The sequence below is a fragment of the Pseudomaricurvus sp. HS19 genome (assembly GCF_009857815.1).
Lineage (GTDB): Bacteria > Pseudomonadota > Gammaproteobacteria > Pseudomonadales > Cellvibrionaceae > Pseudomaricurvus.
In genome coordinates, this window is record NZ_WVVW01000012.1 from 58,925 (window position 1) to 73,687 (window position 14,763).

Below are 14,763 nucleotides of genomic sequence, written 5' to 3' on the forward strand. Positions count from 1 at the left end.
CCGGTGCGGCAGCACTAAAACGGAGCAGGTGAATGCAGGACGAAGCAGGGCAGAAGATGGGCCTCGACCAGTACATTGGTTTGAAGGTGAAGAAAGCCCGCATGAAGCAGGGATTGAAGCTGATTGATGTGGCCAAGATGTCCGGCATCAGTCAGGGGATGGTGAGCAAGATTGAAAATGCGCAGGTCTCCACCAGCCTGGAAACCCTGAGTCGTATCTGTTCAGTGCTGGGGCTGCCAATCTCGCAGCTGTTTGGCGATTACGATCGTCCCGACAGCCGCGCCCAGTTTGTCAAAGCCGGTACCGGTATTGAGGTGGTGCGCCGGGGCACGGATAAAGGCCATACCTACCACCTGCTGAATTACCAGCGCGGCGCCAGCCGCTCTTTTGAGCCCTTCCTTATTAGCCTGGATGATGCCTCGGAGGTGTTTCCTTCCTTTTCACACCCCGGCGAGGTGTTTATGTATCTGCTGGAGGGGCGGGTGAGCTACCGCCACGGCAATCAGGTGTATGACATGGAGCCCGGGGACTCGCTCAGCTTTGATGCCGAGGTACCCCACGGACCGGAGGTGTTGTCCGAGGTGCCGATCCGCTTCCTGTCTATCGTGATCTACGAAAAAGAGGACTGATCCTCCGGTACTGGCAATCCACAGGGTCAGATTGCCAGTGCGCCGATCTCCCCGGTACGGATACGCAGCGCCTGCTGCATGCCGCTCACCAGAACCCGGCCGCTGCCCTGGTCGCAACCGCTGCTGATCAGCTGGATGGCGTCGGCGACCAGGTCTGCCTGGTCCTCCGGCAGTACCAGTTCCACTTTCAGGTGGGGCAAAAAGGTTTGTATAAATGGAGTGCCCCGCACGATGAGCGAGTCCTCCAGTGGGTGGCCAAAGCCTTTCACTTCGCTGACGCTCATGCCTGCGACATCCATGCTGGCCAGCACTTCCCTCACCGCATCCAGCGCGTTGGGTTTGATAATGGCGGTTACAAGCTTCACCGGGGTCCTCCTGCGAAACATCGGCTCGTTATTGTTGCTTTCCCAGCGCCAATGAAATTTTTGTGCCATGGCTGTTTAGATCATGAAAATCAACGGCTTGCTGGTGTTTTGGCGAGCTTGAGCAGAATCGTGGGACAGGGGCCCCGATCACTTTCGGCGCAGGCGGGGGGAGTCTCCGGCGCCATTTGCTCAGTTGCGGTGCGGCGCCGTTCGGCGGTGTTTGGCAGACAACAAAATTTAACACTGTGAATATTTAATATTTTATGAATCATATTCATAATGCCCTGCTAATTTCAGGCAGGGGTGCGCAACGTGGGAGTCCAGGACAGGAAAAAGCGACAGTTCGCTGAGCGCGAGGCGCTGTTCCTCGATCGCGCCTGGGCCATGATCGAACGCGATGGCCTGCTCAACCTGCAAATGGCCCGTCTCGCTGCCGAGTGTGAATACGCAGTTGGCACCCTCTATCTGCATTTCAGCTGTAAGGAAGACCTGCTGGTGGCCCTGGCCACCCGAACGGTGGGTCAGCGCATGGAGCTCTACGAGCGGGCTGCCCTCTGGTCTGCTCCTCACCGCCACCGTCTGCTCGCCATCCTTGTTGCTGAAGTGCTCTACGCCCAAAGTGCACCGGAAAATTTCCGTCTGGTGCAGTACGCTTCCACGCCGGCAGTATGGATGGCAGCGTCTGCGGCCCGGCGCGAGGCAGCGCTGGAGGCATCCAAGCCTTTGGGATCGCTGGTGTTGGGGGTGGCGGCCGCCGCGGTTGCTGACGGCGACGTGAGTTGTTCTGCCCTGCAGCCCCATGAGCTCACCAGCGGTCTCTGGGCCATGACCGAGGGTATGCACGTACTGGTGGGGGCAGCGGGATTGCTGGATGCCCACTCCGTCCCGCGGCCCTACCAACTGTTGCTGGTCAACGCACACGCGTTGCTCAACGGTCTGGGTTGGCAGCCCCTGATAGCCCTGGATGATGAGGCGGCGCAGAAGGCGCTGGCGGAACGAATAGTGTTGGAAGTGTTTCCCGAGCTGGCGCAGGCCGCCTGTGATGCACAACCGCAAGAATAATGTAATTGGGAAGTGATCTATGAATAGGCGCATGAAAGTGTTGTTGGGCATCACCGTTCTGGTGTTTGGTGGCCTGATCGCCGCCAAGGCGATGATGAACCGCTTCATGAACGAGTTTTTCGACAACATGCCGGTTCCGGCGGCCACTGTCTCGTCGGCCGGCGCGGCCGCTGATACCTGGGTGCGCGAGATCACTTCCGTGGGCACTGTAGTGGCCGTGCAGGGTGCCGACCTGACCACCGAGGTGAGCGGTATCATCGAGAAGATTCACTTCGACAGTGGCAGTGCGGTGAAGGCCGGGGACGTGATTGTCAGTCTCGACAGTGCCACCGATCAGGCCGACCTGAAAACCCTGCAGTCCGCTGAGCGACTGGCGGTGCTGGAGCGTGACCGGGTGCGGGAGCTGTGGCAGCGCAAGAGTATTTCCAAGTCGGAATTTGACCGTCGCCAGAGTGAGCTGGAACAGGCAGAGGCACGGGTAGCGGCGCAGCAGGCCCGTATTGAGCAGAAGCGCCTGCGCGCCCCCTACGCCGGTCGGCTGGGGATTCGTCGTATCAACATCGGCCAGTACGTCAACGCCGGTGACCCGATGATCGGCCTGCAGTCCCTGGAGCAGGTGTTTGTCGACTTCACCCTGCCGGAGCAGCGTTTCAGCGATATTCATGTTGGCCTGCCGGTGACTGCCCGTATGGATGCCTTGGCGGATGCGGAATTCACTGGCAAGGTATCGGCGATCGAGCCGGTCATTGACGAGGGCACCCGCAACTTTATGGTACGCGCGGTCTTCGATAACGCCGACCATCAGTTGCGTCCGGGTATGTTCGCACGGGTCGCATTGAATCTTGGCGATGCACGTCAGGTGGTCGTGGTGCCCAAGAGCTCAATCAGTTTCAAGCCCTATGGTAATTCGGTCTATGTACTGACGCCTGCAGATGAGAGCGGTGAAGATGGTCAACCCCTGAAGAAGGCGAGCCAGCGTTTGATCACCACTGGCGAGACCCGTGGCGACCTGATTGAAGTGGAGCAGGGATTGCAGGAGGGTGAAGAGGTGGCTACCAGCGGCCTGCTGAAAATTCGCAGTGGCGGCACGGTGATCGTGAATAACAGCGTGGTACCGGACGCTGAAATAGCGCCGACTCCGGAAAACATGTGAGGAGCCGGTTGTGAAATTTACCGATATCTTTGTCAACAAACCGGTACTGGCGACAGTTGTCAGCCTGGTTATCCTGTTGCTGGGATTGCGTGCGGGAAGTGAGCTGACCGTGCGGGAATACCCGGAGCTGCAGAATGCCAACGTCAATATCTCCACGGCCTATGTGGGTGCCGATGCCGATCTGGTGCAGGGCTTTATCACCACGCCTATCGAGCGTGAGGTGGCCACCGTGGATGGTATCAACTACATCAAATCCTCCAGTGTGGCCGGCGTTTCCACAGTCAGTGCTGTTGTGCGGCTGGATGCCAATCCGGATGTGGTGCTGACCAAGGTGATTGCCAAGGTCAACAAACTGAAAAGTACCATGCCTCCGTCGGCCGAGAACTCGGTGATTGAGCTGCGTATCGGCGACCCGGCTGCCCATGGCTACCTGGCGTTTTTCAGCGACTCCATGGAGATCAACCAGATAACCGATTATCTGGTGCGTGAAGTAGAGCCGCGGATCTCGACGGTACCGGGTATCCAGCGCGCCGAAATTATGGGCGCGCGGACTTTCGCGGTGCGCGCGTGGCTGAAGCCGGAGCGTATGCGCGCGTTCAACCTGACCGCGTCGGATATCAACGAGGCGCTGCGTTCCAACAATGTGCTGTCGGCGGTGGGGTCTACCAAAGGCTCCATGCTGGCCATCGATCTGAAGGCGGATACTGACCTGCGGGATATCAATCAGTTCCGGCGCATGATCGTGCGTGCGGAGAATGGCTCTATCATTCGCCTGGAAGATGTTGCGGATGTGCAGCTGGGCGCCGAGAGTTACGCTGGCTCGGCGCGCTTTAATGGCAAGCAGGCGACGTTTATTGCTGTTTTTACCACTCCGGATGCCAACACCATCGAAGTGCTGGCTGATTTGCGCAAGGTGTGGGATGAGGAGATTGTGCCGCAGTTGCCGGAAGGGCTGGAGGCGGATTTCAGCTATGACAGCTCCACCTATATCCGCGATGCCCTGGACGAAGTGCAGTCCACCATTGTGGAGGCCGTCCTGATTGTGATCGTGGTGATCTTTGCCTTTCTCGGTTCCATGCGCTCGGTGATTGTGCCGGCGGTAGCCGTGCCGCTGTCACTGGTGGGAGCGATGTTCCTGATGTTGCTGCTTGGCTTCTCCCTCAATTTGTTGACGCTGTTGGCGATGGTGCTGGCCATCGGTATCGTGGTGGACGACGCGATTATCGTGCTGGAGAACATTCACCGGCATATCGAAGAGGGGATGACGCCACAGGCGGCCGCCTTGCGCGGCGCCCGCGAACTGGCGTGGCCGGTGGTCGCCATGACCACCACCCTGGTGGCGGTGTACCTGCCTATCGGCTTCCTCAGCGGAATCACCGGTGTTCTGTTTGTAGAGTTCGCCTTCACTCTTGCCGGCGCGGTGCTTATCTCTGGCGTTGTGGCGTTGACGCTGTCGCCCATGATGTGTGCCAAGCTGCTCAAGCCCCATAAGGGAGGCGAAAAGGGTGGCCTGGAAGCGTGGCTGGACAATCGCTTTGAGCGGCTGCAGCACGCCTATCAACGGGATCTGCACTCTACCCTCACGCAGGTGCCGGGTATTATCCTGTTTGGCCTGATCGTGCTGACATCCTGCTATTTCTTTTTCCAGATGGCGCCCAATGAGCTGGCCCCCCAGGAAGATACGGGCCTGGCCTTCTATATGGGCGAGAGTGATCCCGGGGTATCGCTGGAGTACGTGGAGCGTTTCTCCGACAAGGCTTGGGAAATCGATCAGGGCAGCGATGCCATCGCTGGTAACTTCCAGTTCAACGGTGTCAGCCTGACCGCCCCGGGCGCTACCAACGGTGCTTTTGGCGGCATGATTATGGCGCCGTGGAGCGAGCGCGACGAGTCTCTCATCGATGTGCTGAATAACCACATTACACCGGAGTTCTCCAGGGTTGCCGGTTTGCAGGTGGCGGCCATGATCCCGCCGGCGTTGCCCACTGGCGGCACTGGTATGCCCATCGAGTTTGTGGTGCTGAGCACCGCGGCGCCGGAGACAGTGAAGGAGCTTGCGGATCAGGTGCTGGAGAAAGCGCGTGACAGTCGCAAATTTATCTTTCTCAACACCGACGTAAAGATCAACAAGCCCCGCACCGATATTCTTATCGATCGTGACAAGGCGTCGCAGCTGGGTATCGATATGGCGCAGTTGTCGGGGGACCTGTCGTCCATGTTGTCGGGGGGGTACGTTAACCGCTTCTCGCTGGAAAACCGTTCCTACAAGGTGATACCCCAGGTAGAGCGAGCAGAGCGCCTTACGGCGGAGCAGCTGGAGAGTTACTACACCCGCACACAAAGTGGTGACCTGGTGCCGCTCTCCACCATTGTCGCATTGAGGGATTCCGTGCAGCCACAGGTACTGAGCCGCTTCCAGCAGCTCAATGCGGTGAACATCGGTGCGGTACCCCGTCCGGGAGTTGCCTACGGTGATGCATTGGCGGAGCTGGAAAACGCGGCGGCAGAAATCCTGCCGCGAGGCTACACGGTGGATTACGCCGGTCAGTCACGCCAGTTCAAGAGTGAAGGTTCGGCACTGGTGGTGACCTTCTTCTTTGCCTTGATCATTATTTATCTGGTGCTGGCGGCGCAGTTCGAGTCTTTTCGGGACCCGCTCATCATGCTGGTGACCGTACCTATGTCCATTTGTGGCGCCTTGTTTGTACTGAACATGTTGGGCTTTTTCCGGGTGCCGGGGGCGACACTCAACATCTACACACAGATCGGACTGCTTACGCTGATCGGGGTGATCTCCAAGCACGGTATCCTGATTGTGGAGTTTGCCAACAAGCTGCAGCAGGAGGGCGTCTCCAAGCGTGAAGCCATCGAACAGGCCGCCGCCATTCGTTTGCGCCCGGTCTTGATGACCACGGCAGCTCTGGTGCTGGCCATGGTGCCCATGCTGATTGCCACCGGGCCTGGTGCTGTGGCGCGCTTCTCCATGGGTGTGGTGATTGCCGCCGGGATGACCATTGGCACGGCCTTTACGCTCTATGTGCTACCGGCGGTCTATCTGATGATCGGCAGGGATTATTCGGCGTCGCCAGCGGTGGCGCCGACAGAACAACCTGAAGGCTGAGCCCCTGTCCCGCTTTCCCACCGGCCTGCACTGCAGGCCGGTTTTGTTTTAAGGTCCGGGCTCTTCAGCAGTTGTTTTTTCAGCGTGTTGCAGTAGAGTGCGCAGCAGTGCAAACACAGCAGCCTGAGGAGATTGTCATGGCGCAGGTAAGAGCAGTTCAGGACGCCGACTGGCCGGCCATTGTGGCTATCCAGGCGCAGGCCTATGCCCCCGAACTGCTTGAGTCTGAAGAGGCGCTGCGCGCCAAGGGACAGATGCGCCCCAACCTCTGCTCGGTGCTGGAAGATGGGGAGGGGATTCGCGCCTACTGCCTGGCCCACGCCTGGAGCGCGGACTCCGCCCCGAGCCTGCACGCCACCAGTCACCAGCACTGCGACAGCGACAATATCTTCCTGCACGATCTCGCTTTGCAACCCTCCTGTCGAGGCCTCGGCTATGCCCGCCTGCTGCTGGACGACATCCTGGCCCAGGCTCGTGCGGCCAATTTCCGCAGCTTTACCCTGGTGGCGGTACAAAATTCTGCCCCATTCTGGAGCCGTTTCGGCTTTGTTGCCGATGAGCGCAGCCTCCCTGCCAGCTATGGTGAGGGGGCGGTGTTTATGAGTTTACGACTCTAGGAACCCTCTCTTTTTGCGCTGTTCTGGCGCATAAAAAGCCCCAATGTTTTATTTTGGTGCGCTTTTCCGTCTTCTGATGGTGCGCGGTAGATTCGACCCGTTTGGCATCTTAATCCTCTGATGCCAATTTGGGGTTGATTCATCCTCAAAAGTCAGTATTTAATGGCGCTGTACAATAAAACGAACACAGTGTTCTAAATAGCGAAAGTTTTGGCCGCTATCTTGCTAGGTAAGAACTCTCTGTCTGCACCCGCTCAAGCGACCTTGTGGACAGAGCCGAATTACCACCAACCGTGCGGCAGGAGAGACTCACCCAATGCCACAGGAACAGTCCGGCCAGAAGCCGGAAAAAAATAAACGTGTCAAATTAGAGATCCGTCAGGTCAGCAAAGAGTTCGACGGATTCAAAGCAGTTAACGATGTCTCATTGGACATCTACCAGGGTGAAATCTTTGCTCTGCTCGGCGCCTCAGGCTGCGGTAAGTCTACCTTGCTGCGGATGCTGGCCGGATTCGAGTCACCCACCAGTGGTGAAATCCTGCTGGATGGTGTCTCCCTCAATGGTGTGCCCGCCTACGAGCGCCCCATCAACATGATGTTCCAGTCTTACGCACTGTTCCCGCACATGACGGTAGAGCAGAACATCGCCTTTGGCCTCAAGTACAACAAGCTGTCCAAGCCAGCCATGCAAGCCAAAATTGAAGAAGCGCTGAGCCTGGTGCAAATGAGCGCCTATGCCAAGCGCAAGCCGCATCAGTTGTCCGGTGGTCAGCAGCAGCGGGTGGCACTGGCTCGCAGCCTGGCCAAGGAGCCGAAGCTGTTGCTGCTGGACGAGCCTATGGGGGCGCTGGACAAAAAGCTGCGTACACAGATGCAGCTGGAGATTGTCGATATTATCGAAGCGGTGGGTGTTACCTGTGTGATGGTAACCCACGACCAGGAAGAGGCGATGACCATGGCCTCGCGGGTGGGCATCATGGATGCCGGTGTTATCCGCCAGGTGGGTGCTCCCTACGAAGTGTATGAGCAACCCAACTGCCGTATGACCGCTGAATTTATCGGTTCCGTAAATATTTTTGATGGCAAGCTGACGGTGGATGAAGCCGACCACGTGGAGATCACCACGCCGGATTGCGACAAGCCGCTGCGTATGGCCCACGGCATCTCCGGTTCCCTGGGTATGGATATTGGCTATGCCATTCGCCCGGAAAAAGTGATGGTCTCCCGCCATGAGCCGGATCAGCCCCACAATGTGGCGCGGGGCAAGGTAATGGATATCGCATACCTTGGCAGCCACTCTATCCTGCACATCGAGCTGCCCAGTGGTAAGAAGTTTCAGGCTTCGGTGGCCAACAGCGACCGCAAGGTGGTGGGTGATGACGAAGATCGCATCACCTGGAACGACGAGGTTTACATCAGCTGGGGCGAGCGCAGCGGGGTGGTGCTGACGTCATGAAGGGCCTCAATCTGTCACTGCTGATGGGCGCAGGCAAGCGGCTGGTGATGGCGGTACCCTATGTGTGGTTACTGCTGTTCTTCCTGGTGCCGTTTATCATCGTGCTCAAGATCAGCTTCGCGGAAGCGCAGATTGCTCTGCCGCCATTCACTGATCTGGTGGAGTTCACCGACGACGTTCTGACGCTGAGTCTCAACCTCTTCAACTACATCGACCTCTACGAGTACGATCTCTATCTCACCGGCTATATCAGCTCGGTAAAAATTGCCGCAGCGGCCACCTTTATCGCGTTTCTGATTGGCTACCCTATTGCCTATGCCATTGCCCGCTTGCCGGAGCACTCCCGCAACCTGGCGCTGATGCTGGTGATACTGCCGTCCTGGACCTCATTCCTGATCCGTATCTATGCGTGGATCGGTTTGCTGAAGAACAATGGCCTTATCAATAACTTCCTCATGTGGCTGGGAATTATTGATGAGCCGTTGATCATGCTGCACACCCCGTTCGCAGTGTACATAGGTATTGTTTACGCCTACCTGCCCTTTATGGTGCTGCCTATCTATACCAACCTGGTGAAACACGACGGACGTCTGCTGGAGGCTGCGGCGGATCTTGGCGCTTCCCCGGTGGAGAGCTTTTTCAAAATTACCCTGCCTCTGTCAATGGGCGGCATTATTGCCGGCGCCATGCTGGTGTTTATCCCGGCGGTGGGTGAGTTTGTGATTCCGGAACTGCTGGGCGGTCCCGATACCCTGATGATAGGCAAGATGCTGTGGAACGAATTCTTCAATGCCCGCAACTGGCCGGGAGCTTCCGCGGTCGCGGTGGTGATGCTGGTACTGTTGATCATCCCGATCACCATCTTCCAGCGCTACCAGGCGAAAGAAGCAGAGGAGGCTGAGCGTGGCTAATACCCAAACCAAAGCTGGCTGGCCTTCATGGCTGATCCTGGGACTGGGTTTCCTGTTCCTTTACCTGCCGATCTTCGTGCTCATGTTCTACTCGTTCAACGAGTCGCGACTGGTGACCGTATGGGCCGGTTTCTCCACCAAGTGGTATGGAGAGCTGTTCCGGGACGACCAGATGATGGGCGCTGTGTGGATGAGCCTGAAGATCGCCTTCCTCAGTGCCACCATGGCTGTGGCACTGGGCACCATGGCGTCAGTGGCGCTGGTGCGCTTCGGTCGCTTCCGTGGCAAAACCGTGTTTACTGCCATGATGACGGCGCCACTGGTTATGCCCGAGGTCATTACCGGTCTGTCACTGCTGCTGTTGTTTGTCACCCTGGCGCAAATGATCGGCTGGCCCGCCGAGCGCGGCATGCTCACCATCTGGATTGCCCACACCACGTTCAACATGGCGTATGTGGCGGTGGTTGTGTCGGCGCGCTTGCGGGAACTGGACAAATCGCTGGAAGAGGCGGCCATGGACCTTGGCGCCAACAGGCTGGCGGTATTCTTTAAAGTAACCCTGCCCATTGTGGCCCCGGCGCTGTTTTCCGGCTGGCTGCTGGCGTTTACCCTGTCGCTGGACGACCTGGTGATTGCCAGCTTCGTTTCCGGACCGGGTTCCACGACCTTGCCAATGGTGGTCTTCTCCAGCGTGCGCCTTGGCGTAAGCCCCAAGATCAACGCACTGGCAACTATACTGGTGCTGTCCGTGGCGGCGGTCTCGCTGCTGGGGTGGTGGCTGATGCGACGTAAGGAGTTGCAGCGCCAGAAAGAGATGCGTGCTGCCTACGCTTCATAGAACTAAAACCAACAAGTACAGCAGAACAACTTTTTTGCCCGACGACACTACGAGGAGTAATCCGTGAAAACCTTAACCAAACTGGCACTTGCCGCGTCTGTCTCACTGGCGTCTACCATGACCCTGGCTGCTGACAAGACTCTGAATGTCTACAACTGGTCTGACTACATTGCCGAGGACACCCTGCCAACTTTTGAAAAAGAGACTGGCGTCAAGGTGACCTACGATGTGTTCGACAGTAACGATGTGCTGGAAGCCAAGCTGCTGTCCGGCAAGACCGGCTACGATGTGGTGGTTCCTTCATCCACCTTCCTCGCCCGTCAGATCAAGGCCGGCGTGTTCCAGAAGCTGGACATGAGCAAACTCCCCAACCACAAAAACCTCGATCCGGCGATGATGGCCAAACTGGCTGAGCTGGATCCGGGCAACGCCTATGCGGTGCCTTACCTGTGGGGTACTACCGGTATCGGTATCAACGTTGCCAAAGTAAAAGAGCGCCTGGGTGAGGACTTCCCGGTGGATACCTGGGACATCGTCTTCAAGCCTGAGCTGGCTGCCAAGCTGGCAGACTGTGGCATCACTGTGCTGGACGCCTACGACGAAGTGGTTCCGACCGTACTGAACTACATCGGTGAAGATCCCAAGTCCCAGGACCAGAAGGTACTGAAGAAAAAAGTGGCGCCGGTACTGGATGCGATTCGTCCCTACGTGCGTTACTTCCACTCTTCCCAGTACATCAATGACCTGGCCAACGGTGACGTGTGTGTGTCCATCGGCTGGTCCGGCGACATCCTGCAGGCGGTGGATCGTGCAGCCGAAGCTGATAACGGTGTAGAAGTGGCTTACATCATCCCGAAAGAGGGCGCTGGCCTGTGGTTTGACATGCTGGCGATTCCAAAGGATGCGGGTAGCGTGGACGAGGCCCACAAGTTCCTGAACTACCTGATGGATCCGAAGGTTATGGCTGGTGTGTCCAACTACGTGTGGTACCCGAATGCCGTGCCTGCGTCCAAGCCAATGATCGACGAAGAGATTACCTCTGACCCGGCGATCTACCCGACTCCGGAAGTGGAAGCCAAGCTGTTTACCTTCCCTGTCTACGAGCCCAAGTTTGACCGTGCCGGTACCCGTATGTGGACCGCGCTGAAAGCTGGTAAGTAATTAGGGTAAATTGTGGCAACCCAGGTTGCCGCGAAGAAACGCCTCCCCAGGGAGGCGTTTTTTTATGCCTGATATTTGGTCGTCAGGATGGGTTTTAAGGTTGGCTCCATGGTTGCCCCGAGGTAGGAGCGCACTGGCCCAGACCACCCCCTCTTGCAGCAGAGCTGCAATTCACCTTGTCCCGTGCGCGATCCCTTTACCGCGGGTTCGGTGTCCGCAGCGGCGTTTCAAAAAAGCCCGCCGGTAGGGCGGGCTTCTGCTTTGTTGTGGACTCTGCTTAGCGCAGTTTTTCCAGCATCTGGTAGTACCACATACCCAGCACCAGCAGTTGGTTGCCCACCCATTCGCTGCCGGGGATGCGCACGTGTTTGCAGGCGGCAAAGACATCAAACTCACGCAGCTGCCCGTCAATGGCGTTGGCCATAATTTCACTGACGATGTGAGTGGTGGCAATGCCGTGACCGGAGTAGCCCTGGGCGTAGTAGACGTTATCGCTGATGCGCCCCAGTTGCGGGATGCGGTTCATGACAATGCCCATCATGCCGCTCCACTGGTAGTCGATAGCCACGCCGCGCAGGCGCGGGAAGGTACGCTCAATGGCAGGGCGCAGCTCGGCGGCAATATCCCGTGAGGGTTTGCCGCTGTAGTTGGCGCCGCCACCAAACAGCAGGCGCTTGTCGGCGGTCAGGCGATAGTAATCGAGCACAAAACGACAGTCGTAGACGGCGAGGTCTTTGGGGTTGATGGCCTCCGCCACGTCGTCGGGCAGTGGCGCGGTGGCGACAATGCCGCCGGCGGCGGGGAAAATCTTGCCGCTCATCTTGGCACGCTCCAGCCGGTGGTAGGCGTTGCCCGCCAGCATGACGGTGTTGGCTGTCAGCTGTCCCTTGGCAGTTTGTATAACAGGTTTGGCACCGTGACGGATACGCAGTACCGGACTCTGTTCGAAGATCTGCACACCCAGGGACGCCGCGGCGGCGGCCTCACCCAGACACAGGTTCAAGGGGTGCAGGTGCATGTTCTTACGGTTGTAGAGCGCACCGTGATAGATATCGGTTTCGAGATAGTCGGGAATGTCAGCGCGACTGAGCAGGGTGACCTGGTCGCCCATGCCACGACGTTCGGCTTCGGCGAAACTGGCTTCCAGTTCGCGCATGTGGCCTGGTTTGTAGGCGGCGTGCAGGTGACCCTGTTTCAGGTCACACTGGATGCCGTACTTTTCCACCCGCTGGCGAATGATGTCATGGCCGCGCCAGCGCAGTTGCCAGATAAAGTCGTCAACCTCGTTGCCGAGGCTGTGACGCATCTGGCGGCGCATGGCTTCATCGCCGGAGAGACTGCCGGTGACCTGGCCGCCATTGCGGCCAGAGGCGCCCCAGGCAATCTTGCTGGCTTCCACCACGCCAACCCGATACCCGCGTTCAGCCAGCTCCAGGGCGGTATTGATACCGGTAAAGCCGCCGCCGACGATGGCGATATCCACACTGTGGTCGCCAATCAATTCCGGATAGCTGCTCTCCTGGTTGATGCTGTCTGTGTAATACGCCTTAACGCGTGGTTCCGGGCGGGGTTGTGGCATGGTGTCTCCTTCAGGCGGTGGTGATATCAGGCGGCGCTGGTGATGTGTGAATTTTCGGTCAACGCGGCCCGCGGTTCCACAAAACGATAGCCGAGGGCTTCACAGACTGCGGCATTGGTCAGCTGACCGCGGTGCAGGTTGAGGCCGGCCAGGAAGCCGTCGTTGGCCAGCAGTGCATCAATGCCGCCATTGGCCAGCTGCACCACGTAAGGCATGGTGGCGTTGGTGAGGGCAAAGGTGGAGGTGCGGGCTACGGCGCCGGGCATATTGGCAACGCAGTAGTGGATAATGCCGTCCACTTCATAGGTGGGTTCCGCGTGTGTAGTGGCGCGGGAGGTTTCAAAGCAGCCGCCCTGGTCAATGGCCACGTCCACCAGCACGCTGCCGGGTTTCATCAGCGACAACATATCGCGGGTTACCAGCTTGGGTGCTGCGGCACCGGGGATCAGCACGGCACCAATCACCAGGTCGGCCGTGGCCAGACAGCGCTCCACGGCATCAATGGTGCTGTAGAGGGTTTTGATGCGACCACCCTGGGTTTCATCGATGTCTTTCAGGCGCGGCAGGCTGCGATCCAGCAGGGTAACGTCAGCACCCAGGCCGGCAGCCATGCGGGCCGCATTGAGTCCCACTACGCCGCCACCGATAACTACCACATTGGCTGGCTCTACGCCGGGTACACCGCCGAGCAGCAGGCCGTTACCGCCCTGGGTTTTCTCCAGGCAGTGGGCACCGGCCTGAATCGACAGGCGTCCGGCCACTTCGCTCATGGGGGCCAGCAGGGGCAGGGCGCCGATGCGGTCGGTGACCGTCTCGTAGGCCACTGCGGTAACGCCGGATTGCAGCAGCAGTTCTGCCTGCTCCGGATCTGCCGCCAGGTGCAGGTAGGTAAAGAGCAGCTGGCCGGCGCGCATCTGGCGGCACTCGTGGGGCTGTGGCTCCTTGACCTTCACGATCATTTCGGCGCGGGCAAAGATCTCTTCCGCGGTGGCTACAATCTCGGCACCGGCAGCGACGTAAGCGTCGTTATCCAGGCCGATGGCTGCGCCACAGTCGGTCTCCACCATAACTGTATGGCCATTGGCCACCAGCTCGCGGACGCCGGCCGGGGTCAGGCCTACGCGGTATTCGTGTACTTTGATTTCCTTTGGAACGCCAATCAACATGGTTATCACCTCAAGTGTTCATTTTATAAAACGTTAGTGTGTTAATACTAGAACACTGGAGTTAAAATATGCTCGGCAAATGTTATGGAAATACGCCTGTTTTCCGGTAAATCTTTTTTATAATTTGTTATATACAGTTGATTATTAATATTTAACGATATTTTTCGGTAGATTTTATGGTTACAAAAAAAGAGGGTGCCGAGCGGGCTTTGACCCGTATAGATCGGCGTATTCTCAAGGAGCTGCAAAGTAACGCCCGTATCAGTTACGCAGAGCTCGCACGCCGGGTGGGACTGACCACCAGCCCTTGTATTGAGCGGGTAAGGCGGCTGGAAAGTGATGGCTATATAAAGGGGTATACCACTGTGCTGGATCCGGACAAGCTGGGTTCCGGACTGGTGGTGTTTGTGCAGATCCGCCTGGTGCGTATGTCGCAGGATATTTTTGCCGAGTTTGCGACAGCGGCGGCCGCCCTGCAGGAGGTGCAGGAGTGCTTCCTTATTTCAGGCAGCTTTGACTACCTGATCAAGGCGCGGGTGGCGGACATGCATGAGTACCGGCGCTTTCTGGGGGAGACGCTGTTGTCCCTGCCCCACGTGCAGGAGTCCACCAGTTTTGTGGTGATGGAAGAGGTCAAGGAGTCGACGCTGTTGTCGTTCTGAGTGGTTGTTGCAGGATAACGGGGAGGGGAGTGCAGGGCGCCGG

Annotated in this window: 13 protein-coding genes; 10 read left to right on the forward strand and 3 right to left on the reverse strand. The window is 58.1% G+C overall.

The window, feature by feature from the left end; genetic code table 11:
* The first annotated feature begins 32 nt into the window (after window positions 1–32).
* The gene (locus GSF27_RS15565) at window positions 33–629 is read left to right on the forward strand and encodes an XRE family transcriptional regulator (RefSeq protein WP_160970831.1); all 597 of its coding nucleotides are present in this window, start codon (window positions 33–35) and stop codon (window positions 627–629) included.
* 26 nt (window positions 630–655) lie between these two features.
* On the opposite strand, the gene GSF27_RS15570 is transcribed toward GSF27_RS15565, so the two are convergent.
* On the reverse strand, window positions 656–994 hold the full coding sequence (locus tag GSF27_RS15570) for a P-II family nitrogen regulator (protein WP_160970833.1): 339 nt from the start codon (window positions 992–994) through the stop codon (window positions 656–658).
* Window positions 995–1,306: 312 nt separating this feature from the next.
* Between GSF27_RS15570 and GSF27_RS15575 the strand changes: the two genes are divergently transcribed.
* The 8 genes from GSF27_RS15575 to GSF27_RS15610 all read left to right on the forward strand — a co-directional run bounded on the left by GSF27_RS15575 (window position 1,307) and on the right by GSF27_RS15610 (window position 11,313).
* Window positions 1,307–2,056 (forward strand): TetR/AcrR family transcriptional regulator, encoded by a 750-nt coding sequence (locus GSF27_RS15575; protein ID WP_202410490.1) that lies wholly within the window; start codon window positions 1,307–1,309, stop codon window positions 2,054–2,056.
* Window positions 2,057–2,075: 19 nt separating this feature from the next.
* Window positions 2,076–3,209 (forward strand): efflux RND transporter periplasmic adaptor subunit, encoded by a 1,134-nt coding sequence (locus tag GSF27_RS15580; RefSeq protein WP_160970835.1) that lies wholly within the window; start codon window positions 2,076–2,078, stop codon window positions 3,207–3,209.
* Window positions 3,210–3,219: 10 nt separating this feature from the next.
* The gene (locus GSF27_RS15585; protein ID WP_160970837.1) at window positions 3,220–6,330 is read left to right on the forward strand and encodes an efflux RND transporter permease subunit; all 3,111 of its coding nucleotides are present in this window, start codon (window positions 3,220–3,222) and stop codon (window positions 6,328–6,330) included.
* Between the two features lie 137 nt (window positions 6,331–6,467).
* Window positions 6,468–6,947 carry a GNAT family N-acetyltransferase gene (locus GSF27_RS15590; protein WP_160970839.1) on the forward strand — a complete coding sequence of 160 codons (480 nt, stop codon included), beginning with the start codon at window positions 6,468–6,470 and terminating at the stop codon, window positions 6,945–6,947.
* A gap of 316 nt (window positions 6,948–7,263) precedes the next feature.
* On the forward strand, window positions 7,264–8,403 hold the full coding sequence (locus GSF27_RS15595; RefSeq protein ID WP_160970841.1) for an ABC transporter ATP-binding protein: 1,140 nt from the start codon (window positions 7,264–7,266) through the stop codon (window positions 8,401–8,403).
* Window positions 8,400–9,314, forward strand: a complete 915-nt coding sequence (locus GSF27_RS15600; RefSeq protein ID WP_160970843.1) for an ABC transporter permease subunit — start codon at window positions 8,400–8,402, stop codon at window positions 9,312–9,314. Before GSF27_RS15595 ends, GSF27_RS15600 begins: the two co-directional genes overlap by 4 nt.
* Entirely contained in the window at window positions 9,307–10,152 is an 846-nt protein-coding gene (locus GSF27_RS15605) for an ABC transporter permease subunit (protein WP_370462619.1), read from the forward strand. Before GSF27_RS15600 ends, GSF27_RS15605 begins: the two co-directional genes overlap by 8 nt.
* 63 nt (window positions 10,153–10,215) lie before the next feature.
* On the forward strand, window positions 10,216–11,313 hold the full coding sequence (locus tag GSF27_RS15610) for an extracellular solute-binding protein (RefSeq protein WP_370462620.1): 1,098 nt from the start codon (window positions 10,216–10,218) through the stop codon (window positions 11,311–11,313).
* A 277-nt stretch (window positions 11,314–11,590) separates the two neighbouring features.
* On the opposite strand, the gene GSF27_RS15615 is transcribed toward GSF27_RS15610, so the two are convergent.
* Window positions 11,591–12,892, reverse strand: a complete 1,302-nt coding sequence (locus GSF27_RS15615; RefSeq protein WP_160970845.1) for an FAD-binding oxidoreductase — start codon at window positions 12,890–12,892, stop codon at window positions 11,591–11,593.
* A 26-nt stretch (window positions 12,893–12,918) separates the two neighbouring features.
* Window positions 12,919–14,058, reverse strand: coding sequence for an alanine dehydrogenase (gene ald, locus GSF27_RS15620; RefSeq protein ID WP_160970847.1), 1,140 nt, complete (start codon window positions 14,056–14,058; stop codon window positions 12,919–12,921).
* Between the two features lie 176 nt (window positions 14,059–14,234).
* Between ald and GSF27_RS15625 the strand changes: the two genes are divergently transcribed.
* Window positions 14,235–14,720 carry an Lrp/AsnC ligand binding domain-containing protein gene (locus GSF27_RS15625; RefSeq protein WP_160970849.1) on the forward strand — a complete coding sequence of 162 codons (486 nt, stop codon included), beginning with the start codon at window positions 14,235–14,237 and terminating at the stop codon, window positions 14,718–14,720.
* The last annotated feature ends 43 nt before the right edge of the window (window positions 14,721–14,763 follow it).